Source organism: Pseudomonas asplenii (genome assembly GCF_001293465.1).
In the GTDB taxonomy this organism is placed as follows: domain Bacteria; phylum Pseudomonadota; class Gammaproteobacteria; order Pseudomonadales; family Pseudomonadaceae; genus Aquipseudomonas; species Aquipseudomonas fuscovaginae_B.
This window is the reverse complement of record NZ_JSYZ01000011.1, coordinates 233,008-257,766: the sequence shown is the minus strand read 5'-3', so window position 1 is coordinate 257,766 and position 24,759 is coordinate 233,008. Positions and strand designations below refer to the sequence as shown.

5 protein-coding genes are annotated in these 24,759 nt (G+C 68.4%); all 5 read right to left on the bottom strand.

Going from position 1 to position 24,759, the window contains the following annotated elements:
- Positions 1-48 precede the first annotated feature (48 nt).
- Genes PF66_RS16690 through PF66_RS16670 form a run of 5 tightly spaced genes read right to left on the bottom strand, consistent with a single transcriptional unit; the run spans position 49 to position 24,660 of the window.
- Positions 49-243 (bottom strand): MbtH family protein, encoded by a 195-nt coding sequence (locus tag PF66_RS16690; protein ID WP_054059243.1) that lies wholly within the window; start codon positions 241-243, stop codon positions 49-51.
- Positions 233-973, bottom strand: coding sequence for a hypothetical protein (locus PF66_RS16685; RefSeq protein ID WP_054063303.1), 741 nt, complete (start codon positions 971-973; stop codon positions 233-235). The genes PF66_RS16690 and PF66_RS16685 overlap by 11 nt, the downstream gene beginning before the upstream one ends.
- Positions 963-10,112: a non-ribosomal peptide synthetase gene (locus tag PF66_RS16680; protein ID WP_054063302.1), complete on the bottom strand. Its 9,150-nt coding sequence runs from the start codon at positions 10,110-10,112 to the stop codon at positions 963-965. The genes PF66_RS16685 and PF66_RS16680 overlap by 11 nt, the downstream gene beginning before the upstream one ends.
- Positions 10,112-14,251 (bottom strand): non-ribosomal peptide synthetase, encoded by a 4,140-nt coding sequence (locus PF66_RS16675; protein ID WP_054063301.1) that lies wholly within the window; start codon positions 14,249-14,251, stop codon positions 10,112-10,114. Before PF66_RS16675 ends, PF66_RS16680 begins: the two co-directional genes overlap by 1 nt.
- Positions 14,248-24,660 carry a non-ribosomal peptide synthetase gene (locus PF66_RS16670; protein WP_081009874.1) on the bottom strand — a complete coding sequence of 3,471 codons (10,413 nt, stop codon included), beginning with the start codon at positions 24,658-24,660 and terminating at the stop codon, positions 14,248-14,250. The genes PF66_RS16675 and PF66_RS16670 overlap by 4 nt, the downstream gene beginning before the upstream one ends.
- Positions 24,661-24,759 lie beyond the last annotated feature (99 nt).

Below are 24,759 nucleotides of genomic sequence, written 5' to 3'. Positions count from 1 at the left end.
TCACCTTTTTGTTGAGTTATTGCCGCCATCTGCCCGGTCAGGCCGCCTTCAGTCCCTGGCCTGACGCAGGGAGCGCGGGCGCATGTCGGTCCAGTGCTCGGCGATATAGTCCAGGCAGGCCTGACGCTCGCCCCGGGCCCCGACAGCCACCCAGCCGATGGCCATGTCCTTGCCCTGGGGCCAGATGGAGTACTGGCCCTGATGATTGATCACCACGTCGAACATTTCCGTTTCATTGTTCATGCTGCTCTCCAGAGAAATAACCCCGTGCGGCCGGAGCCGCCTCGATCAGGCAGCGGCTCAAGCCTTCTGCCAGGTGCCTGAATACCTGTCGTCCGGCATCGGCTTGCCGCTCACCGCTACCGGCGCGCACCAGCGCGCAGATCCGCGTGGCCCCGGCACAGATGCCGGCGTAGGCCTGGGCATCGTTGTCGGCATAGGCCGCGGCGGCGATTCGTGCGTAGGCCCGGCTGTTGGCATCGGCAAACGCGGCGGCGTTGGCATCGGTGCTGAGCTGGGCGTAGTAGTCCGCGTAGGCCTGGGCATCGCCGAAGTGCTCGGCGATCATTGCCGTATTGGCCGGCGCGCTGGCGTAGACCATGGCGATCTCATGGGCCCGGGCATAGCCGGTGGCATAGGGAAAGGCTCGCCGGTACAGCGCCGGCAATACCGGCTTGAGGGCCGCCAGCCACTCGCCCCGCCGGCCGTTGAGGCCCAGGGCCGCACGCCGATGCAATTGCCGCAGGACATTCAGCTGCGCCACGCTGGTGCCCTCGACGTCGGCCTCGAGCAACACCGGCAACACCGTCTCGGCCTGCCAGGCGTGCAACAGGCGAAACGGCGGCGGTTCGCCAAACCCGGCCAGGGCCGCCTGCAACTCGTTGCTCCAGCGCAGTGCCCAGTCCTTGGCCTGCCCGGCCAGCAGCACCGGTATCAACGCCTGCAGCCAGTCCGCGTTGCGCTCATGCCGCATGTTCGCCTCCCTGGCCGATCGTTTCGCCAATCAGCCGTGCCCAGTGACCGGCGACGATGCCGTAATGGTCGGTATCCAGCGCTTGCCAGTCGCACAGCCGCGGCAGCAGCGCCTGCCAGGCCGCCTTGAGCTGGTCGGCCGGCCAGGCGCGACCGACACCATAGGGGTTGGCCTGGGTGGCGACCAGCAACCGGGCCTGGGTGTTCGGCAGAACCGGTGGTGTGAAGGCGGCCATGCTCGCCATGTTGTGTTTGCAGCAGGCGGTGAGGCGTTGCAGGTAGCCGCGCATTTCCTCGGACAGCCCCTGCCCGCTCGCCTGGGGCCAGCGCTGGACGAACTCGCGTTGGAACACCTGCTCGATATGCCCCTCGTCCATCCCTGCCAGCTCGGCACCGGCATCCGGCGCCGGCGGGTCGATCAGGTACAGCAGCGGTTGTTCCAGGCCCATGGCTTGCGCCTGCGCGCACATGGCCTGGGCGACCCAGGCGCCGAACGACCAGCCCGCCAGCCGCCAGTGGCAGGACTGCCGAGGGAAACGGCTCTGCAGCGCCTCCAGGTAACGTGCGGCGCGCTGCTCGATCGCGATCGGCGGCAACTGCGGATGCTGCAGCAGCGGATCGGCGATCACGCAGACCCCCAGCGCCTCGGGCAAGGCCGCCGCCATCTCGCGATAGGCCTGGACATCGCCCCCCACCGGGTGCACCAGGCATAGCCAGTCGCGGCCGTTGCCGCTGTTCCAGACATCCAGTTGCACCGCCTGGGCCCAATCGACGACAGCCGTCCTGGCGCCACTGCCCTCGATCAGCGTGAGAATTTCCCGCAGGCTGACCTTGTGGCTCAATTGCGACAGTTGCAGGCCGATGCCCAGCCGCGACTGCACCTCGTCGATCAGGTCGAGCAGGGTCAACGAGTCGGCGCCCAGTTCATACAGCGAGTCCTCGTCGTCCAGGGTGTCGACCCCCAGCCACTGGCACAGGCACTCGCCCAGATGTGCCGCCGGGTCCGGCCCGCGTTCGACGGAGGGAGCTACGACCTCGGGCACCCGCGCAGTGTGCCGCCGCGGGTAGAACCCGCGCGACGCCTCGATCGCAGTGGTCGAGATCAGGCACTGCGGCAGTTGCAGGGCCAACGCAAGGTCGAACACCTTTGCCCCCTCCTCGACGGACAAACCGACCGCCAGGTGGCGCTGGTGAGCCTCGTCACCGGCACTCACGGCGGTGGCCATGCCGCGTTCGCGCCAGATATCCCAGTTGATGCCCAGCCTTACGCAACGACTGGCCGCCTCCGGCTGGTAATGGGCAAAACCGTCCATGACCCCGCTGGCAGCGGCATAGTCCAGGTGCCCGGCACCGCCGAGCAGCGCCGACATCGACGAGCAGTACAGCACGAACCCCGGCGACAACCGTGTGATCAGCATTTCCACCGCCAGCATGCCGAGGGTCTTGGCGGCCATGGCGCTGTCCATCTGCCGGGCATCGCGATGGCGAATCAGGCTGCCGGCACCGATGCCCGCGGCGTGAATGACGCCGACCAGTTCGCCGTAACGCCGCGCCAACTGCTCGACGACACTCGGCCAGCGCGCCAGATCGGCAATATCGGCCTGCACGACCTCGACCCGATCGCCGTAGTCGCGCAGATTCTGCGGCCGCTCACCGCGACGGGAAAGCACGATCACCCGCCGTCCCGGCGCCTGCAGCAGGTGCTCGCACAGGCTGCTGCCGATGCCGCCGTTACCCCCCAGCACCAGGAAGGTGCCGGTTGCCGGCAACAAGGGCGAGGCCGGCAGGGACGCCGGTGCCGGGCTGGCAATCAGGCGTGGCTGCCACAGGTAGTCGCCGCGAATCGCCAGACGCCGTGGCAATGCCGCCGAGTCGCCCAGCAGTGCCGCCAAGGTGCCGGCCTGGTCCGCCCACTGCGAACCCGGCAGGTCCAGCCAGTGAACCCGCAGCGGATACTCCTGCGGCGCCACCTCACAGACCCCGGCCAGGGCGCCCAGCTCCGGACGCCGCACCTCGCCGTTGACTGCACAGGCCTGCCAGGACAGCAACCAGAGCCGCAGCTTCAGCGCCCCCGAGACCTCGCCCCAGGCCTGGAGCAAGGCGCTCGGCGTGTCGAGGCAGGCCCATTGCGCAGCGGCCAGGCTCTGCTCGTTCACCGCGCCACCGACCGACAGCGGCAACGCGTGCAGCCAGTCCAACTCCTCCACCTGCGCCGCGATCAGTTCGGCCAACAGCGCCGTCAGTGCCTGGGAATCACCCGGATCCAGTTCGAAACGATCGGCAGCCAGGCGCCGCAGGCCGTTGCCGGCGCGGACCTGGACCACCCGTCGATAGACGCGGCCCAAGGCGTCCAGCAGGCCGCCGTCCAGTGCCTCGTTGGCACATACCACCAGGGTGCCGCGACGTTCGTGGGGGCTGCCGCTGCCCAATCGGCGCAGGCGTACCCATTGGCGTTGGTGGAACCAGTCCGGCAAGGCATTGCGAGTCGATTGCGCTGCGCTGTCGAGCGGCACCGCCGGCAACGCGGCCGCCGGCTGGAACCGGCACGGCTCGAGATCGAATGCCGACGGCGGCAGGTCCCATGGCGGAGGGGCCGAGCGCGTCGGCCAGGTGAGCCGCGTACCGTCGTACCAGGCCCGGAGGATGGCCTGCGGTTCTGCATCCCCGACCGACCAGGTGCGGGTCGACGGCGGCACTTCGCGGATCAGTGCCTCGTCCACCTGCCAGGTCTCCCCGGCCGCCAGGCACACGCCATAACGCCAGCGCTGCTGGCGGCGACCCGCTTGCAGGAAACGCAGCAGCGCCTCATGCCGCTGTGGGAACGCCTCCCGATAGGCCTTGATCGCCGCCATGTTGCGCAACAGTGCACTGCGGCTGTGGGCGCTGAGCAGCAGGCAGGCCGCGCCCGCTGCCGAAACCGGCTCGGGCGTGGGGCTGGCGGCGACGAGCGCATGGGCATTGGTGCCGCCGATGCCGAAGCTGCTCACCCCGGCCACGCGCCGGCGCCCTGGCGGCCAGGCGCGCGGTTGGGTCGGGATGTAGAACGGCGTGCCTTGCAGATCGATCTGCGGGTTGAGCCGATTGAAGCCCAGGTTCGCCGGCACCACCGCGTGATACACCGCCAGGGTCGCACGAATCAACCCGACCACCCCGGCCGCCGCCCCCAGGTGACCGATCTGGCTCTTCACCGAGGCCAGTGCGCAACTGTCCGCCGGGGCCGTGCCGAAGGCCTTGCCCAGCGCCGCCACCTCGATCGGATCCCCCAGCAGCGTGCCGGTGCCATGGGCCTCGACATAACCGATGTCGGCACCGCGCAGGCCAGCCTTGTCCAGCGCCTCGCGGATCACTGCGCTCTGGCCGGCCACCGACGGTGCGGTATAGCTCATCTTGGCATGGCCGTCGTTGTTCAGCGCCGAGGCTTCGATGACCCCGTAGATCCGGTCGCCATCGCGTTGTGCCCGGGCCAGCGGCTTGAGCACCACCACCCCGTAGCCACTGGCGCCGAGGGTACCGCTGGCATCATCGCTGAAAGGTCGGCACTGGCCGTCCCGGGAGAAGATGTGCTGCGGCCGGTAGCGGTAACCCTCGGTCAGCGTCGGGTCCACCAGCACCCCGGCGGCCAGCATCACATCGGCATCGCCCTGGCGCAGCAGCGCACAGGCCAGGTGCACGGCGATCAGCGAGCTGCCGCAGGCGGCCTGCACGCTCATGGCCGGCCCGCCGAGGTTCAGGTGATAGGCGGCCTTGGTCGCGAGGAAGTCCTTGTCGTGGTGCAAGGCCATCTGGAAGGTGTCCGGCAGCTCGCTGTCGCCGGCCTGGCGCAGCAGTTGCTGGAAATAGGTGGTTTCGCCGCAACTGGCGAGCAGTCCGATCCGCGGCCCGTCCGCCGACGGCACCAGTGCCGCGTGCTCCAGTGCCTGGACACAGGCCATCAGCAGGTGGCGTTGCTGCGGGTCCATCAGCCGTGCTTCCTGGCGGCTGATGCCGAAGTACTCGGGGTCGAAGTCGAACAACCCGGCCAGTTGGCTACGGGCGCCGACCAGCCCCTCTTCGGCCGCGAACAGCTCGATACCCGACTCGCCCGCCTGGACCATCGACCAGAACGCGCCCAGGTCGGGCGCGCCGGCGACATTCACCGCCATGCCGATGATCGCCACCGGCGAATGGCTGTTGTCCCCACCGCGCAGTGGCTGCTGCGCCTCGACCGGTGTGCTGGCCAGATGGGCCGCCAGGCGACGGATGCTGACCTGCTCGAACAGATCGGCCATGCTCACCTTGAGGTCGCTTTCCTGGTTGTAGCGGGCGTGCAGGCGCATCAGCCCGAGGCTGGTCGCGCCGGCTTCGAAGAAGCTCTGGTCGAGCCCGATCGGCCGGCCGATCACCGCTTCGAACAGTTCGCGCAGACGCTGCTGCAACGGGTTGGCCGGTTCCGCGGATGCGTCTGCCGCCTCCCGTGGAAGCGGCTCCCCCAGGCCCTGGAGCGCCTTGCGGTCGACCTTGCCACTCGGCGTGCGGGGCCACTCCCCGACCTGCCAGTAGGCATCGATGCGCACCTGGGCCGGCAACTCGCGGGCCAGTCGCCGGTCCAGCGCCTGCGGTACCGGCGGCGGCCCGTCGAGTTGCAGGTAGGCGTTCAGCTTCGCCGAGTCGGCGTCCAGGGTGACGACGGCGCCGCTCACCTCGGGCAGTTGCATCAGGGCGGCCTCGATCTGGCCAAGCTCCAGGCGATGGCCGCTCAGCTTGACCTGCTGATCGTCGCGCCCCAGGTAGTGCAGGCAGCCCTGGGCATCGACCCGGGCCAGATCGCCGGTGCGATAGAACAGCCGCGTGGCTCCGCTATCATCGGGCAGTTCGACGAAGCGGCTGGCATTGAGCGCCGCATCCCCCAGGTAGCAGCGGGCGACCATCGGCCCCGCCACCAGCAGGTAACCCGGCATGCCGGCGGGCAGCGGCCGGTCCTGTTCATCCACCAGCAGCAGACAGGCATTGTTCACCGCCCGGCCGATCGACGCGCGCAACGGCCAGTCCCGTGGTTCTGGCGCAAGACGCAGGGCGCAGACCACATGGGTCTCGGTCGGACCGTAATGATTGAACAGACTGGCCTGGGGCATGCCGGCGAACCATTCACGCAGGGTGTCGTTGCACAGCAGTTGTTCCCCCGCCGTCACCACCTCGCGCAATTGCGTCGGATAGATCCCCCGCCGCACGGCGGTTTCGGCCAGGTGCTGCAGGGCCACGCAGGGCATGAACAGCCGCTCGATGTCCGCCTTCAGCAGGTAATCCAGCAGCGCCGGAGCATCCTGACGCCAGGCCGGGACGATCAGGTGATAGCAGCCGCCGCCGCACAGGGTGCTGAAAATCTCCTGGAACGACACATCGAACGACAGCATGGAGAACTGCAGGGTCCGCGCCCGTGGGGCCAGCTCACCCGCACCGCGCTGCCAGTGCAGCAGGTTGCACAGGGTCCGGTCCGTGACCTGGACGCCCTTGGGAATGCCGGTCGAGCCGGAGGTGAACAGCATGTACAGCGGCCGCTCGCCCTGGTGCGGCGTCCGGGAAAACGGCCGCGGCGGCGCATCGAGTGCCACCCGATGCCGCGCGATGGCGTGCTCGCTCAGGCGTTCGAGGGCGGCTTCGGTGGCGTCGCTGTACAGCAGGCCATGGGCGCGGCACTGGCTCATCACCTGGCGCAGCACCGCCTGCGGATAGGCCGGATCGAGCGGCACGGCGGTGAGATTGAGCTTGGCCAGGGCCAGCAGGGCGACGATATGCTCCACCGAGGTATCGAGGAACAGCAGTACCGGGCCCGGTTCACCGTCCAACGCTGGCAGGCTCGCGCCATCGCCGAGAGTCGCCGCCAGGGTATCGGCCAGTTCGTTCAGGCGCCGGTAGCTCACCCGCCGCTCGCCGGCCACCAGGGCGGTGGCCTCCGGGGTACAGCGCACCTGATGTTCGAACCAGTCGGCCAGGGTGGCGAACGGCGGCTGTACCCGTTCGCCCAGGCTGGCCGGCGGCAGGCGGTGCCGGTAGGGTAGCAGCAGCCGGTCCAGCGGGCTGTCCGGAGCCTGCAGCAACAGATCCAGACCGGCGCGAAACAACTCGGCGGCCGCCTCGATACGTTGCAGGTCGAAAGGGTCGCACTGGTACTCCCACCAGGCCGCAAGCCCGTCGGGGCTGTCCACCAGGGACAGGGTCAACGCGCACTTGGCCTGCACGGGACCGCTGAATTCGAGTTGGGCCCCCAGCCCGTCCAGCTTGCTGAAATCGGTGTTTTCCAGCACGAACATGAAGTCGAACAGCGCCTGCTGGCCCGACAGCCGCAGGTCCTCGACCACATCGGCCAGGGCCACGTCCTGCAACGCCAGGACCTGGCGAACCCGATCCGTCTGCGCGTGCAGCAGTGCCTCCAGCGACTGCCGGCCATCCAGTTCGGTCGGGATCAGCACGGTGTTGGCGAACATGCCCACGGCCTCCTCGAACTCCCCCAGCGGCCGGTTGGACACCGGGCTGGCGATGCGCGGATGTGACAGGCCGGTCAGCGCATGCAGGCTCCAGGCGAAGACGCTGAACAGCACCTCGAAACGGGTCAGGCGCTGCTGCGTGCAGAACTGCTCCAGAGCCCTGGATTGCGACGGCGCAAGCCTCTGCCGGAATTGTCGGGCCTGGGCGCCGCCAACGCGGCGCTGTGGGGCCAGGGCCGGCGAAGCTGGCGGCTGTTCGCGGTAGAACTGCGCCAGGGCACGGCGCTGCTGGCGATAGTACGGCGCGACACTCCATTGCCCCTGCCACTGGCCAAATTCCAGCGGCGTCAGGCGAGCGGGCGGTTCAGGCAGGTGGCGCCCCTGCCGATTGGCCTGGTAGAGGGCCAGCAGGTCGTCGAACAACAGGTTCAGCGACCAGCCATCGACCACGCAGTGATGCAGATGCAGCAACAGTCGGGCGCTACCGTCGGCGAACTGCAGCAGCCAGGACTGGAACAGCGTCGCCGTGCCCAGGTCGAACGGGGTGGCGAACACCAGTTCGGCAAAAGCCTGCCAGTTGTCTTCGGTAAATCGCCCGGGGGGCATGCGCAGGCAGCGCGTGCCCTGCTCGGCGACCCATTGATCGAGACCGTCCGGTCCGGATACGAAACGCGTGCGCAACGCGGCATGGCGCTCGACCAGTTGGTCCACGGCCGCACCCAACGCGTCCGGGTCGACCCCGACCGGCAGGCGCAGCACCAACGGCACGTTATAGGCCGTCGAGTCCGGCTCGCGCTGTTGCAGCAACCACAACCGACGTTGCTCGGCGGTGGCCGGCAGGCGCCAGGCGGCGCTCGGCAGCGGTGCCGGCGGGTATGCCGCCGCGGACACCTGCGGTGTCGCCAGCCTGGCCGCCACTGCGGCGAAGTCCTCGCCCAGCAGTTGCGCCAGGTTCAACTCCACCTGCCATTGCCGGCGGATCGCCGAGCGCAGGCGCAAGGCCTTGAGCGAATCGCCGCCGCTGCCCAGCCAGTCATCCTGGGCGCCAAGCCATGGCTGGCCGAGCAAGCTCCGCACCTGCGCCAACAGCCAGGACAGTTCCGCGCCCTGCTCACTGGCGGCCGGCAGCTCGCCCGTCGGTGTGGCGCGCCAGGGTTGCCGGTCCTGTTCCAGCAACCGGGCGCGATCGACCTTGCCGTTGGCGGTCAGGGGCAGGCGGTCGAGCAGGAACAGATGGTGCGGGCGCATGTAGCCCGGCAACTGCGCCCGCAGGTAGGCGTCGAAGTCGGCCTGTTCCAGGGTGCCTCGCGGCACGATGAACGCCAGCAACTGGTGATCCTCGGCGGACTGGCGGCGCGTGCAGACATAGGCCTGGGCGACCCCGGGATGCTCGAGGAGGCGCTGCTCGACTTCACCCGGCTCGATCCGAAAACCGCGGATCTTGACCTGGCGGTCGGCCCGGCCGATGTACTCGACCAGGCCGGCCTCGTTCTCCCGGACCAGATCGCCAGTCCGGTAATGGCGCCTTGGCTGGCCAGCGTCGTCCGCCAGTATGAGAAAGCTGCGCGCGGTTTCCTCCGGACGGTGGCGGTAGCCACGGGCGACCCCGCTGCCGCTCAGGTACAGCTCGCCCACCGTGCCCGGCGTGACCGGGCGCTGCTGCTCATCGAGGATGCGCAGGCCGGTATCGGGCAAGGCACGTCCGATCGGCACCGAGGCGCCCATGAAATCACGGGCAATCGGTTGGCACAGGGCGAAGGTGGTGCATTCGGTCGGGCCGTAGACGTTGAAGATCCGGCAGGCGCTGTCCGGGTTGGCCCGGTACCAGTCGCGCACCGCCACGGCGCTGATCTGTTCGCCGCCGATCAGGACCTGGCGCAGGCTGGCAAAACAACGCGGGTACTCCTGGGCCAGGGTGTTGAACAGCGACACAGTCATGAACAGGCTGTCGACCCGCTGCGTCTCCAGCACCTGTGCCAGTTGCCGGGCATCGAGCAGGTCGTCGTCGGCGATGATGACGCAGGCACCACCGTTGAGCAGTGGCGCCCAGAGTTCGAAGCTGATCGCGTCGAAGGCCGGGTTGGCCAGGCAGGCAAAGCGGTCGCCGGGGCGAATGTCGATGTAGCCATCCGGCTGCACCAGGCGCAACAGGCCACGCTCGCCGACTTCCACCGCCTTCGGTGTACCGGTCGAGCCCGAGGTATAGAACAGGAAGCTCACATCGGCCGGTTCGCCGGGCAGCGCCAACCGGCTCGGCGCCTCGTGTTCCAGCAGCGCCGTGACGTCGGCCTGCCACAGGTTGGCCAATGGTTCGGCGCTGGGTTCGTCCAGCAGCAGGCCGACGCAACCGCCGTCCTCCAGCATGCGGGCCTGGCGCGCCAATGGGCTGGCACGGTCCAGCGGTACCAGCACGGCGCCGACCTTGAGTGCGCCGAGGATTGCCGCCAGCCAGCGCCAGGAGCGCGGCATGCGCAACGCCAGGGATTGGCCGGGCAGTACGCCCCGCGCCAGCAACCCGTGGGCGATGCGTTCGCTGGCAGCGGCCAGTTCGTGGTAGTTCAGTTGCGTCTGCCGGTCGAGCACCGCGAGGGCCAGGGGCGTTGCCCGCACCTGTTCGGCAAAGCGTCCGAGCAGGGTCGGCGATGGGACCAGGGTAGTAGCTTGCTGAGCGTTGTCCATTACGCCTCCTGCGGCAAGGAATCGGCGGGCGCGGCAACATCGAAGCGCCGCAGTTCCTGTTCCAGGGCCCTGGCGACGCGGCGCAGCTCGACGGTCTCGAGCATGTCCCAGTGGCCGCCATTGACCAGCCGGGCGAGGTAACCGTCCCCGGCGCGACGCCGCCAGAAACCGCGCAGGCCACGCAGTTGTGCACGACTGAAGCCCTCGCGGGCCTGGATCAGCACCACCCGCCCGGCCCTGGGGGCACAGACGTAGTCGGCCACGGCCATGCGGTTGTGGTTGTAGATATGGAAGTAACGTTCGACCTGGGCATCGTCGATGCCCGGATACATGCCGTTGAAACGCACCAGCTTGTCGCGGAACTCGGCCATGTCCACCGGTGCCATCTGCTGGCGGTAGGCGGCGTTGTCCGAGCCCTGGGTATCGAGCAGCACCACGGTGACCTGGCGGTACCCCGCTTCGGTCAGGCGCCGGGCCATCTCATAGGCCACCAGCCCACCGAACGACAGCCCGGTGAGAATCAGCGGCTGGGCCAGCATCGGTTCGATCAGTCGCAGATAGGCTATGGCCATCGCTTCGACCGTAGGCTCCGTGGGCTCGCCCGGGTTGATCCCCGGCGACTGCACGCCATACACCCCGACCGATTCGTCGAGGACCTTGGCCAGCGACAGGTAGCAGAACGCCGTGCCCCCCGCCGGATGAATGCACACCACATTGCGCTGGCCGGCACCCGGCCGGAACTCGATCAGGTTGCCTTGCGCCGCGGCCGGCCCCGCTCCCGAGCGGATCCAGCCGCCCAGGGCCTCGATGGTCGGATGGCCGATCACCACGCGGATCGGCAGCTCGATGCCGAACACCTCGCGGACCTGATGGGCCATCTTGATCGCGGCGATCGAGGTGCCGCCGACATTGAAGAAGTTGTCGCGAATACCGATCTGCGGCGCCAGCAGCAGGCCTTTCCAGATCTGGTAGAGCGCCAGTTCGATGTGGTCGCGCGGGCTCGACAGGTTGACCTGGCGGTTGGCCAGGTCCTGGTCGGCCATGACCCGCAACGCGTCGCGGTCGATCTTGCCGTTGGCGGTCAGCGGCAGTTCTTCCAGCCACAGGTAGGCGCTGGGCAGGACCTGCGCCGGCACGGTCAGCGCCAGATGCTCGTGCACCGCTGTCTCCTCGGGCCGGGCCTGCGCCATGAAGCTGCAGCAGGCCACCAGGCGCTGGTGCTGTGCGCCGTCGCCGACCATCAGCACCACGGCGCGGCGCACGCCGGCGAAGGCCTCCAGGCGCGCCTCGATCTCGCCAAGTTCCACCCGCACGCCGCGCAGCTTGACCTGGAAGTCGTTGCGGCCAAGGAACTCCAGCTGGCCGTCGGCGCGGTAGCGCGCCAGGTCGCCGCTGCGGTACAAACGCTCACCGGGCACGAACGGGCTGTCGATGAAACGCTCGGCCGTCAGCGCCGCCAGGCCCAGGTAGCCACGGGCCACGCCGACACCACCGATATGCAGGTGGCCGCTGACGCCGACCGGCACCGGCGCATCATGCTCGTCGAGCACATACAGGCGGTTGCCGGCAATCGGCCGGCCGATCGGCAACTGTCGCTCTGGCACGTCGGCACCGGGCTGCAGGGTCCAGATGCTGTTGATCACCGTGGTTTCGGTGGGGCCGTAGACGTTGTGCAGGCGCGCAGCGGGCAATACCTGCCGGAAGCGCCGGGCAATCGCCGGAGTCAGTTCGCCGCCACCGCAGAAGACGTTGCGCAGGTCCCGGCACTGCCCCAGCTCGTCGACGTCGAGGAACAGTTGCAGCATGGCCGGTACGAAGACCAGCGCGGACACCCGCTGCTCGCGTACGGTGCGGACCAGATAGTCCGGTTCCAGATGGCCACCAGGCCGGGCCAGCACCAGGCGTCCGCCCATGGCCAGGGGCCAGAGCAGTTCCCAGGCCGAGGCGTCGAAGCCGAACGGAATCTTCTGCAGCATGCTCGCCTGCCGGCCGTCGCCACAGACCTGCTGGCACCACAGCAACAGGTTGCTCAGCCCGCGATGGGCAACCATTGCGCCCTTGGGCAACCCGGTGGTGCCGGAGGTATAGATCACATAGGCCAGGTGCTCGGGGGTCAGGCCGATGACCTGCGGATCGGGATTGTCCACCGCCTGCCCAGCCCATTGCCCCGCGTCCGTGTCGAGATCCAGCACCGGCACCTCGTGGTGCGCCATGCCCTGGGCCTCGCGCAGCAACGGGCGGGTCGCCCTATGGACCAGGGCGACACGGGGTCCGCTGTCGGCCAGCATATGGCCCAGGCGCCCGACCGGATAGGTCGGGTCCAGCGGCACGTAGGCGCCGCCGGCCTTGAGCACTGCGAGGATCGCCACCGGCAGTTCCAGCGAGCGCTCCAGGCACACCGCCACCCGCACGTCCGGGCCGACACCAAGGCTGCGCAGGTGATGGGCCAGGCGATTGGCGCGACGGTTGAGTTCGGCGTAGCTCAGTGATTCGCCCTCGAACACCACGGCGCAATCGTCCGCTGCCGCCGCCGCCCGCGCCTCGATCAGCTGTTGCACGCAGCCCGGCTCCCGGGCCAGCGGCGCACTGCGGTTCCAGTCGACGACGATCTGCTCGCGCTCGGCCCCGGTCAACAGGTGCAAGGTACCGATCGGCTGCTTGGCGTCCGCGGCGACCTGTTCGAGCAGTTGCCGGTAGTGGCCGCTCAGCCGCTCCACGGTGCCCGCATCGAACAGGTCGGTGTTGTATTCGACCACCAGTTGCAGGCCCTGGGTCTGTTCCACCAGCTCGAAGGCCAGGTCGAACTTGGCGGTGGCACTGCTGGTACCGTAGGACGCCAGGCTCAGCCCGGGCATGTCCACGGCCGCGCCGGGGGTGTTCTGCAACACCAGCATCACCTGGAACAGCGGCGAATAGGACGTATCGCGCTCGGGATTGACCGCCTCCACCACCCGCTCGAACGGCACGTCCTGGTGGGCGTGGACTTCCAGCATGCGGGCGCGAACTTCGCGCAGCAGCTCGGCGAAGGTCCATTGCGGTTGCAAGCGGTTGCGGATCACCAGGGTATTGACGAAATGGCCGATCAGCGGCTCGATCTCGGCCTGCCCGCGGTTGGCGAATGGGGTACCGATGCACACGTCCTGCTGGCCGCTGTGGCGCCACAGCAGCACCGCCAGTGCCGCCAGCAACACGTTGAACAGCGAACCCTGGGTCTGCCGCGCGAGGTCCTGCAGTTCCCGCAGGGTACGGCTGTCGAGACAGCTGGTGACGGTGGCACCGGCATAACGCTGCACCCGTGGCCGTGGCCGATCGGTGGGCAGCGTCAACAACGGTGGTGCGTCGGCCAGCGTCCGGCGCCAGTAGTCGAGCTGCTCCTGCAGGGCCGCGCCGCCCAGCCGCTGCTGTTGCCAGCAGGCATAGTCGGCGTACTGCACCGGCAGCGCCGCCAGGCTCGATGGCTGGCCCCTGAGGTAGTCACCATAGAGGGTCACCACTTCACGCAGGACGATGCCCATCGACCAGCCATCGGCGATGATGTGGTGCACGTTGTACAGCCACAGGTGTTCGTCGTCCGCCAGGCGCAGCAACGAGGTGCGCAACAGCGGGCCATTGGCCAGGTCGAACGCAGCCCGGGCTTCCTCGGCCACCCGTGCCTGTGCCAGCGACTCGCGTTCGGCGGCCGGCAGCTGGCTCAGGTCGGTGACCGCCAGTGCCAGCGGACGGTACTCGTGAATCACCTGGCACGGCTCGCCGTCGTGATCGTCGAAGGTCGTGCGCAGGACTTCGTGGCGGCGTACCAGTTCGTTCAGTGCCCGCTCCAGCACGCTGACGTTCAGGCGCCCCTTGAGCACCAGGGCATTGGGGATGTTGTAGAACGGATTGCCCGGCTCCAACTGGTCGAGAAACCACAACTGCCGCTGGGAGAACGACAGCGGCAACGGTGCCGTGCCGACTGCGCGCGGGCGCAGGCCGTCATTGACCGTCAACCGGCCGAGCAATGCCTGCTTGTGCCGCTTGAGTGCCTGCAGCAGGTCTTCGGTGAGAAAACCCTTGGGTGCCTTGCAACGCAATTTGTCGCCATCGGCTTCCAGCACCACACCGTGACGGTCGAAAAAGGCCAGCAACTGTTCGGCATTCATAGCTCAATTTCCTCCATGTCGCTGTCGTCATCCGTGTGCGTGCGGTTGAACGCCTCCACCTCGACGCTGCGCTGCTCGCCTTCGGCCCGCAGGCCGCCCACCATCGAATAAATCAACTGATGACTCGGCCCCAGGTCGAACAGCGCCGGCAGTGCCTGTTCGTCGATCGAGCCCATGCCGCACAGTCCCAGGCCGTGACTGGCGGCGGTCATGGTCAGCAGTTGGGTCATGGCGCCGGCCTCGATATGGCAGAAGTCCCGGCTGCGCTCGCCATAGAGCGGACGGATCGCCGCCATGTCGGCGATGAGGAACAGCGAAAACGCGGCGTTCTCATAGACCGGGCGGTTGACGAAGTAGTCGTAGGTGTCGGGGTCGAGCCGGGATTGCTCGCCGATGGCCAGCAACTGGTGGCGTACCGGGTCGTAGTAGAAGGCCCCACCGGGCACGCCTTCGACCCGCTGCGGCTTGATGTACAGGTAGGCCTGCAGCGGATAGAGACCGCCGGCCGAGGGGAACTGGTATTTCACCTCGCCCTCCAGTTGCCCGCGCGACAGACCGGCCAGCCAGTGGGCGAATGCCAGGGTCGCAATAGGCCGCTGGTCGTAGCGACGCACCGAACGACAGTCCCGGAAACGCTGGGCGAAGCCGGCCTCGCCCGGCAGGGACAGGGCCACCGCCGGCAACGGCCGGGCGAAACGTCGCCGCCCGCGTTCGTCGGCCTTGAACTGCTGGCGCAGTTGCGGGTCCTCGATCACCGCCTCCGCTTGCAGCGCTGGCGGTTGTGGCACACGGCCGGCCGGAAGCGGGGTCGCCCGGTGGCGACGGTACAGTTCCAGCAGGTTGGCCAGGGTCGGCTGAGCCAGCAGTTGCGCCAGGTGCGGACGGAACTGCAGTTCGGCGGCCAGGGCGTTGCTGATCCGCACGATATCGATGGACGTGGCGCCCAGGCTGAGCAGATTGGCGTTGCCGGCAATCGTCTCGCGCTTGAGCAGTTGCCGGACGATCTCCACCAGGCGTTGTTCCTCGGGCCCGTCAGCGACCAGCAAGGGTCCCGCGTCCGCCTCCTCCTGCGGCTGCGGCAGGCGGTTCTTGTCGACCTTGCCATTGGTCGAGAGTGGCCAGGTTTCAAGAAACGTGAATGACGTCGGCACCATGTAGGCCGGCAGCTTGTCCACCAGATACAGGGCAAAATCCGCGGACTGCAACTGTGCATCGCTCTTGATCACGTAGGCTGCCAGGCGTTTTTCACCCAGTTGCTCGCCGAGAATCCGTACGACCGCGCTCTGCACGCCGGGGTGACGGTTGAGCACGGCTTCGATCTCGCCCAGCTCGATGCGGTAGCCCTGGACCTTGACCTGGTTGTCTTCGCGCCCGAGGAATTCGATGTTGCCGTCCGGCAGCAGGCGGCCCAGGTCGCCGGTGCGATACAGCCGGGCACCGGTCGCCGGGTGGGCGAAGAAACTCGCGGCGCTCTGTTTCTCGTCGCGCCAGTAGCCCTTCGCCAGGCCGATGCCGCCGATATACAGCTGGCCAGGCACCCAGGTCGGCCGCGGTTGCAGCGCCTCGTCGAGGACATGGAAGCTCTGCTGGTCCAGGGCCTTGCCGTAGGGAATGCTGCGCCAGTCGGGATCGACCTGGCCGATCGGGTAGCAGATCGACCAGATCGAGGCTTCGGTCGCGCCGCCGAGGCTGATCACTTCGATCGCCGGCTGCAGCGCCCGCGCCCGGTCCGGCAGGTTCAGCGCGATCCAGTCGCCGGAGAGCATCGCCAGGCGCAGGCAGGTCGGCAACTGGCCGCCCTGCTGCTCGACGGACTCCAGCAGCAGCCCGAACAACGCCGGCACCGAGTTCCACAGGCTGACGCGATGCCGCTCGATCAGCTCACGCCAGTGCTGCGGGTCGAGGGCCAGGCGCGGTTCGAGCAGCACCACTGCCGCACCGACCGCCAGGGTGCCGAAGAAGTCGTACACCGACAGGTCGAAGCTCAGCGACGAGATCGCCAGCACCCGGTCCTGCGGGCTGACGGCGAAGCGCCGGTTGATGTCCAGCAGGGTGTTCACTGCGCCGCGGTGGTCGATCACCACGCCCTTGGGCACGCCGGTCGAACCGGAGGTGTAGATGACGTAGGCCAGGTCTGCGGGGTTCTGCTCGACCGCCTGCAACGCCGACTCGCCCATGTCCATGGTTTCGCTCAGGGTGATGATCTCCACCCGCGACGACCAGTCGCTGTCCGCCTGCAGGCCGGGTTGCGCAAGCAGCAGGCGCGCTTCGGCGCGCTCCAGGATATGCCGTACCCGTTGTGCCGGCAGCGTCGGATCGAGCGGCAGGTAGGCACCGCCGGCATACAGGATCGCCAGGGTCGCCACCAGTTGTTCCCAGCCGCGCTCCATCATCACCGCGACCAGTTGGTTGGGCCGCACGCCCAGGGTCTGCAAGTGGGCGCCGAGCCGACGGGCCTCGTGGCGCAACTGCCCGTAGCTCAGTTGCCGGCCCGGCGCGATCAGCGCCGGGGCATCCGGCGTCGCCTGCGCCTGGCGCTCGAACAGCTCATGCATCAGCGGCGATGCCTGCGGATACGCCGGCGCTGGCGGCAGGCCGGCCTGGGGCAGCAGCCCGGGCGTGCTGGCGGCCCAGGCCGCGGGTTCGAGCAAGCGGTCGAGGATGCCGTTGTAGGCGACGAACATCGCTTCGACCAGGCCTTGCGGGAACAGCTCGTCGATGCTGTCCCAGTTGAACAGCAGGCGCCCTTCCAGCTCCAGCAGGGTATGGTCGATCCACACCTGGGGGGTCTGGGTGATGCTGTGCACGTTCTGCGCCTGCAGCGCATCGGCAAGGTTGTACTCGGCCTGTTGGGTGGCCGCCTCGGACAGGGTGCTGTTGAACACGATGGGAATCGCCGTCTGCTGGGCCCCACGGGCCTGGGACAGCTCGCGCAGCACACGCACGCCGCTGACCACCGCATGGTCGATGTCCTGCCACAGTTGCTGCTGGATCGCCCGGGCCTTGTCGGTAAAGCCGAGGTTGCCGTCGATGGCGACTTCGAGCAGCACCAGCGAGGTGAAGTCGCCGATGATCGAGTCCACCTCCGGGTGCAGCGGCAGGCGGTTGAACAGCGGCAGGCTGAGGGTGAAGCGCGGCTGACGGCTCCACAGCGCAAGCACTTCGCAGAAGGCCGTGAGCAGCACCACTGAAGGGGTCACGCCGAATTGTCTGGCCAGTTCCTTGATCCGGCTCCAGTGCTCGACCGACAACTGCCGGTCGCGCCGAGTGAAGTGCGGTGCGGCAATGCTCTGCGGCTGACACACCAGCGGCAGGTCCGGCGCCGGTGCCAGGCGGGTGACCCGTTCGCGCCAGTAGGCCAGGGCCCGTTCGTAGCGCACGCCGCTGCGCAACCGATGTTCGGCCAGCACGTAGTCGCGGAAACTCAGGCCCGGCACCGGCAACGTCCGTTGCGGTTCCAGGTAGAAGCCCATCAGTTCGCGGGCGAGGATCTGGCTGCTGGCGGCATCGACGATCAACGCATCGAGACTGATGTGCAGGTGGCTGATGCCATCGTCGAGCAGGGTCAGGCTGAACTCGAACAGCGGCCAGTGGCTGGCGTCCAGCACCTGGTGGGACAGGCGCTGGCGGTTGTGGTCCAGGGCCTGTTGCGCGGCTTCGCGGTCCAGGCCGCGCAGATCGAGCTGCGGCATGCGATAGCTCGGCACCTGGGCCAGCACCTGCTGGGTGCCGTCGCTGAGGAAAACCGCGCGCAGCATGTCGTGACGCTCGATCATCCGGTTCAGCGCACGCTCGAAGCGCGGTATGTCGAAATCGCGGATGCACAGTTCCTCGTAGCCGTGGGCACTGACGCCACCGAGGCTGACCGTGGATTCGCGGCCGAACCAGTAGGCCTGCTGGATATCGGTCAGGGGGAACGGCTCATGGCGGTTGGCCAGGTCCGGCTCGATCACCGCGAAGGCCGGTTCACGCTGGATCTGCTCGTCACGGCTGGCGCGAATCGCGGCCATCAGCTCGCCCGGGGTCGGGGTCTTGAACAGGCTGCTCAGGGACAGTTGTGCGGTCATGCGCCGGTTGATCGCATAGACCAGGCGCGTGGCCAGCAGCGAATGACCGCCCAGTTCGAAGAAGTTGTCCTGCATCCCGACCCGTTCGCAGCGCAGCACCTCGCCCCAGATGTCGGTCAACTGGATCTCGTCGGCATCCCGGGGCGCCACGTAGACGCTGCCGGACACCCGCTCCGGCGCCGGCAACGCACGGCGGTCGAGCTTGCCGTTGCGCGTCAGCGGCAGATTCGCCAGGGACACCCAGGCACTGGGGATCATATGTTCCGGCACCTGGCGGCGCAGGGCTTCGCGCAGCGTCTCGGCCGACGCCGGGCCAACGATGTAGGCCACCAGCTGTTTGTCCCCCGGGGCATCCTCGCGCAGCAGCACGGCCGCTTCCAGTACGCCCGGCTGTTGCTGCAGCAGGCTGTCGATTTCCCCCAGTTCGACACGGAAACCCCTCAGCTTGACCTGCTGGTCGATGCGTCCCAGGTACTGCAGGTTGCCGTCGGCCAGCCAGCGCACCTGGTCGCCGCTGCGGTACATGCGGGCCCCCGGCTCGCGGCTGAACGGATCGGGCAGGAAACGCTCGGCGGTCAATTCCGGCTGGTTCAGGTAACCGCGCGCCAGGCAGGCGCCGGCGATGTACAACTCGCCGACAACGCCGGGCGGCACCGGGTTCAGCGCCTCGTCGAGCACATACAGCCGGGCATTGTTGATCGGCCGGCCGATCGGCGGCGCCTCGGGCCAGTCGGCGGCTTCGGCGCAGGCCAGGCTGAACTGGCTGACCACGTGGGTTTCGGTCGGCCCGTACTGGTTGTACAGGTATGCGCCGCCCAGCCCCTGGACGAAGCGGCGCAGTTCGTCGTTGACCCGCAGGGCCTCGCCAGCGGTCACGAGGTCACAGCCGCCGGTTGGCCCGGGTGTGTCGTCGTCGCTCAGGCCGGCGACCTGCTGCAGCACCGCGAACGGCAGGAACGCCCGCTGCACGCCACTGGCCACCAGGGTCGGGCGCAGCGTGGCGAGATCCTTGCGCCCCGCCTCGTCCATCAGCACCAGGCAGCCGCCCTGGCACAGGGTGCTGAAGACTTCCTGGAACGACACGTCGAAGTTCAGCGAGGCGAACTGCAGCACCCGCCGTGGCGCCGGGGCCGGGCCGGCGGCGTCGAGCAGTTGCCAGTCGATCAGGTTGTCCAGCGCCCGGTGGGTATGCGCGACGCCCTTGGGGCGACCACTGGAACCTGAGGTGTAGAGCACATAGGCCAGGTTGTCCGGCCCGATCGCCACGCCGGGATTGTCGGTGGATTGCCCGGCCCAGCGCGATTGGTCGCTATCCAGGCAGTACAGGGGGCGTTCGCTCGCCCTGGCCGGCAGTGTTTCCCTCAGGCTCGAGTGGGTCAGCAGCAGGCTCGGCGCCGCGTCAGCGAACATGTAGGCCAGGCGCTCGGCCGGATAGGCCGGGTCGAACGGCACATAGGCGGCCCCGGCCTTGAGGATCGCCAGCAGGCCGATGACCATCTGTGGCGAGCGCTCCAGGCTCAGGCCGACACGGTCCTCGGGACCGACGCCCTGCCCGCGCAGGAAATGTGCCAGGCGGTTGGCGGCCGCATTCAGCTCGGTGTAGCTGTAGCGTTGTTCTGCATGGACCAGCGCCTCGGCCTGTGGCGTGCGTTGCGCCTGGGCTTCGAAACGGGCAAGGAAGCCACCTTGCGGAACGCGATCGGTGTGACTACGGCTCCATTCATCTAGCAGTTGCCGACGCTGCCCGGGGGTCAGCAGGTCGAGGCTGGCGACCGGCTGCTCGCTATCGGCGGCCATCTGCATCAAGACCCGGCGCAGGTACTCGCCGAAACCGGCGACCGTCGTAGCCTCGAACAGCCCCGAGGCATATTCCAGGCCACCGACGATCTGCCCGTCACGTTCACTGAGGGCCAGTTGCAGGTCGAACTTGGCGACGTGCTGGCGGCTTGCCAGCGGCTCGACAGCAAGGCCCGGCAGGGCCAGTTCACCCTGCTGCCCCTGTTCCCAGGCGAACAGCACCTGGAACAGCGGACTGTAGGCCAGGCTGCGCGGCGGGTTAAGCAGTTCCACCACCTGCTCGAACGGCAGGTCCTGGTGCTCCTGGGCCTGCAGCGCGACCTGACGGGTGTGCTGCAACCACTGGCTGACGCTGGGGTTGCCGGTCACCTTCAGGCGCAGGGCCAGGGTGTTGACGAAGAAACCGATCAGCGCCTCCAGTTCGCTGCTCGGGCGGTTGGCCGACGGCACGCCGATCACCACGTCGGCCTGCGCCGACAGCCGCGACAGCACCAGCGCCCAGCCGGCAAGCAGGGTCATGAACAGCGTCGTGCCCTGGCGCCTGCTCAGGTCCTTGAGGCGCCGGGTCAGCGCCTCGTCGAGCACCAGCGGCACCACACCGCCGCGATAGTCCTGTACCGCCGGACGCTTGTGGTCCAGCGGCAGTTCCAGCAGCACCGGCGCCTCGGCCAGGGTTTCGCGCCAATAGCGGCCCTGGCGTTCCAGTACCTCTGCGGTCAGCCACTGGCGTTGCCAGGCCGAATAATCGACATATTGCAGCGGCAGTGGCGGCAGCGGATCGTCGCGATCCTCCAGCGCTGCGGCGTACAACTGGCTGAGCTCGCGGGTCAGCACGCCCATCGACCAGCCATCGGAGACGATGTGGTGCAGGGTCAGCAACAGCAGGTGCTGGTCCTCGGCCAGACGGACCAGCCCGGCCCGGATCAGCGGCCCCTGCTCCAGGTCGAAGGCTCGTGCGCCTTCGGCCTCCACCAGACCGTCGAGGTCGGCAGTGGCCTCCAGCCGTTCGAGCTTCAGGCCCTGCCCTGGCGCGGCGATGACCTGCCAGGGCTCGCCCTCGACACTGATGAAGCGGGTGCGCAGGGCTTCATGCCGCGCCACCAGCTGATTGAGGCTGCGCTCCAGCGCCGGCACCTGCAACGGGCCGCGCAATTTCAGGTTCAGCGGCATATGGTAGGCCGCGCTGCCACCCTCCATCTGGGCGAGGAACCACAGGCGCTGCTGGGCAAACGACAACGTTTGCGCGACGCCCCTTTCGATCCGCGTGATGGGCGCCCGGACCGCCTCCCGGGCGCTTTCCAGGCTGCGGGCGAACTGTTTCAGCTGGGGGCTGGCGAACAGCGCCGAGGCCGCGACTTCGCGCTCGAGCTGGCGGCGAATCCGCGCGATCACCTGCATCACCAGCAGCGAATGCCCGCCGAGGGCGAAGAAACTGTCGTCGCGCCCTACCCGCTCGATCCCCAGCACTTCACTCCAGATGCGCGCCAGGCCGGTTTCCAGCTCGCCCTGCGGGGCAACGTAGTGACGCGGGTCGAAAGCGGCGGCATCGGGTGCCGGCAAGGCGCCACGGTCGAGCTTGCCGTTGGCGGTCAGCGGCAAGCTGTCCAGGCGCACGAAGGCAGCGGGCAGCATGTAGTCCGGCAGGCTCAGGGCCAACTGCTCGCGCAGGGCGCCGGGGCTGGTGCTCCCGGCCTCGCTTTCGACGTAGTAGGCGACCAGCCTGGGCTGCTCGGCGTCGTTGCGCAACAGCACCACGCCGTCGCGCACCCCGGCCACATCGAGCAGGCGCGCCTCGATCTCGCCCAACTCCAGGCGCAGGCCGCGCAGCTTGGCCTGGGAGTCGTTACGGCCGAGGAACTCCAGTTGATCGTCGGCGCGGTAGCGTGCCAGGTCGCCGGTACGGTACAGGCGATCGCCGGCCACGAACGGGTTGTCGATGAAGCGCTCGGCCGTCAGTTGCGGCTGGTTCAGGTAGCCGCGGGCCACACCGACGCCGCCGATGTGCAGCTCGCCGGCAACGCCGGTCGGCACCGGTGTGCCGAGGGCGTCCAGCAGGTAGATACGGGTGTTGGCCAGCGGCCGGCCGATGGGCAGGCCGGCGTCGGCCGCCGGTCGGGCCGGCAGTTCGAAGCAGGTGCTGTCGATGCTGGCTTCGGTCACGCCATAGGCATGGACGATTCGGACCGCCTCGCCGCACCGCTGGCGCAACTGGCGGGCACTGTGGGCGCTCCAGGTGTCCGAGCCGCAGACCACGGTGTCGAGGAACGCCAGTTCATGGCCGCTTTCCTCGGCCCAGGCCAGCAGCGGGTTGAGCACCGCCGGGACGAAGTCGGCGAAGTCGATCCGCGCATCCCGCAGCAGGCGGTAGAGAGCCGGTGGGTCCATCAGGGTCTGGCGCGGACACAGCACCAGCTCACCGCCGAAACACAGGGCGCGGATCAGGTCGGCACTGAACACGTCGAAAGAAAACCCGGCCATCTGCAGGTGGCGCAGGCCCGGACGCAGGGCGTACAGCTGTTCCCAGGCGGCGCTGAGCGCCAGCAGGCCACGGTGTTCGACCATCACGCCCTTGGGCTGGCCGGTGGAACCCGAGGTGTAGATGACATAGGCCAGGTGGCGTGGCGTCAGGCCCGATGCCTGGGGTGCGAGGTCCTGCGGCGGGTGCGAGGCCCAGCGTTGCGCATCCTGTTGCAGATCGAGCAACAGCGGTTGCTCTGGCAGGCCTTCGAGGGCCGCGAGCAGCGCCGGCCGGGCCGGACCATGGCTCAATAGCACCGAAGGCGCACTGTCGACCAACATGTGGCGCAGCCGCGCCGGCGGATAGCCGGGGTCCAGCGGCACGTAAGCCCCGCCGGCCTTGAGCACCGCGAGGACGGCCAGCGGCATGTCCAGGGTGCGCTCCAGGCACAGCCCGACCCGGTCGTCCGGTCCGACGCCAAGGGCGCGCAGCTCATGGGCCAGGCGATTGGCCCGGGTATTGAGTTCGCCATACGTCAGGCTGTCGTCGCCACAGCGCACGGCAATGGCCTGGGGATCGCGGCTTGCCTGGGCTTCGAACAGCTCATGCAGGCAACGCCGGGCGTCGAAAGCCTGCTCACGGCCATTCCAGTCCCGTACCAGACGGTCACGCTCCACGGCACTGAGCAGGGGCAACGCCGTGACCGGCTGCAGCGGCTGCGCGACCATGCCTTCGAGCACCTGGCGCAGATGGCCGGCAAACCGCGCGACCGTGGCCGCGTCGAACAGGGCCGTGGCGTACTCCAGGCCGCCGCCGATGCGCCCGTCCTGCTCGGCCAGCACCAGGGTCAGGTCGAACTTGGCCGCCTGGTGGCGGCTGCGTAGCGGCTGGCTGTCCAGGCCGCCCAGTCGCAGCGTGCCCGGCTCGGTGTTTTCCCAGGCGAACATCACCTGGAACAGGGGGCTGTAGGCCTGGCTGCGCGGCGGGTTGAGCCGTTCCACCACCTGTTCGAATGGCAGCTCCTGGTGTTCCTGGGCGCCCAGCGCCACGGCGCGGGCCTGTTCCAGCAACTGCGCGGTGGTCGGCGCACCGGCCAGGGACAGGCGCAGAACCAGGGTGTTGACGAAAAAGCCGATCAGCCCTTCGGTTTCCCGACGGTTACGGTTGGCCACCGGGGTGCCGATCAGGATGTCGTCCTGGCCCGACAGGCGTGCCAGGACCACCGCCCAGGCGGCCAGCAGGGTCATGAACAGCGTGGTGCCATGGCGCAGGCTCAGGGCCTTGAGTTGCTGGCTCAGGGTTTCATCCAGCAGCAGCGGTTCGAAACCGCCCTCGTAGCACTGCTGGGCCGGCCGTGGACGGTCGCCGGGCAGTTCCAGCAGGGCCGGAGCGCCGCCCAGGGTGTCGCGCCAGTAGTCGTGGTGGCCGGCCTGGCTCTGCTCCGCCAGCCAGCCGTGCTGCCATTGGGCGTAGTCGGCGTATTGCAACGACGGCGCCGGCAACGGATCGTCCAGCCCCTGGCGAAAGGCCTCGTACAGCTCGCCCAGTTCACGGGTCAGCACCGCCATCGACCAGCCGTCGCAGATGATGTGGTGCAGGGTCAGCAGCAGGACATGTTCCTGCTCGCCGAGAATCAGCAGGCACCCGCGAAACAGCGGCCCCTTGTGCAGATCGAAAGCGGCCCCCGCCTCCTCGTCCGCCAGCAACGCCACCTGCGGCTCGGGTTCAGGCTGTGCGGCCAGATCGTGGACCTGCCAGGAGAACCCGCAGTCGGCCGCGGCGATCAGTTGGACCACCTCGTCCCCCTCGGCGGCAAAGGTGGTGCGCAACGCCTCGTGGCGCGCCACCAGGCGGTCCAGCGCCTGTTTCAGCGCCGAGCGGTCGAGCGCCCCGTGCAGGCGCAGCCCGAACGGTACGTGATAGGCGTCGCCGCCCCCGGCCAACTGGGCGAGGAACCACAGCCGACGCTGCGCGAAGGAGGCCCGCGGTGCCGTGTCGCCCCGCTCTGCCGGCGTGATTTTCGACCGTTTGTGCAAGGCGGCGAACTGCGCCGGCGTCATATCACGCAACGAGGTTTTGTCGAACATGAGAGGCTTCCATCCATGACTGCATTGTTTTTGTAGGGTTCAGGGGCGTGATTGGCCCCGCACGCCGCGACCCGGCCTTGTAGGCCGGGACGTTCTCAG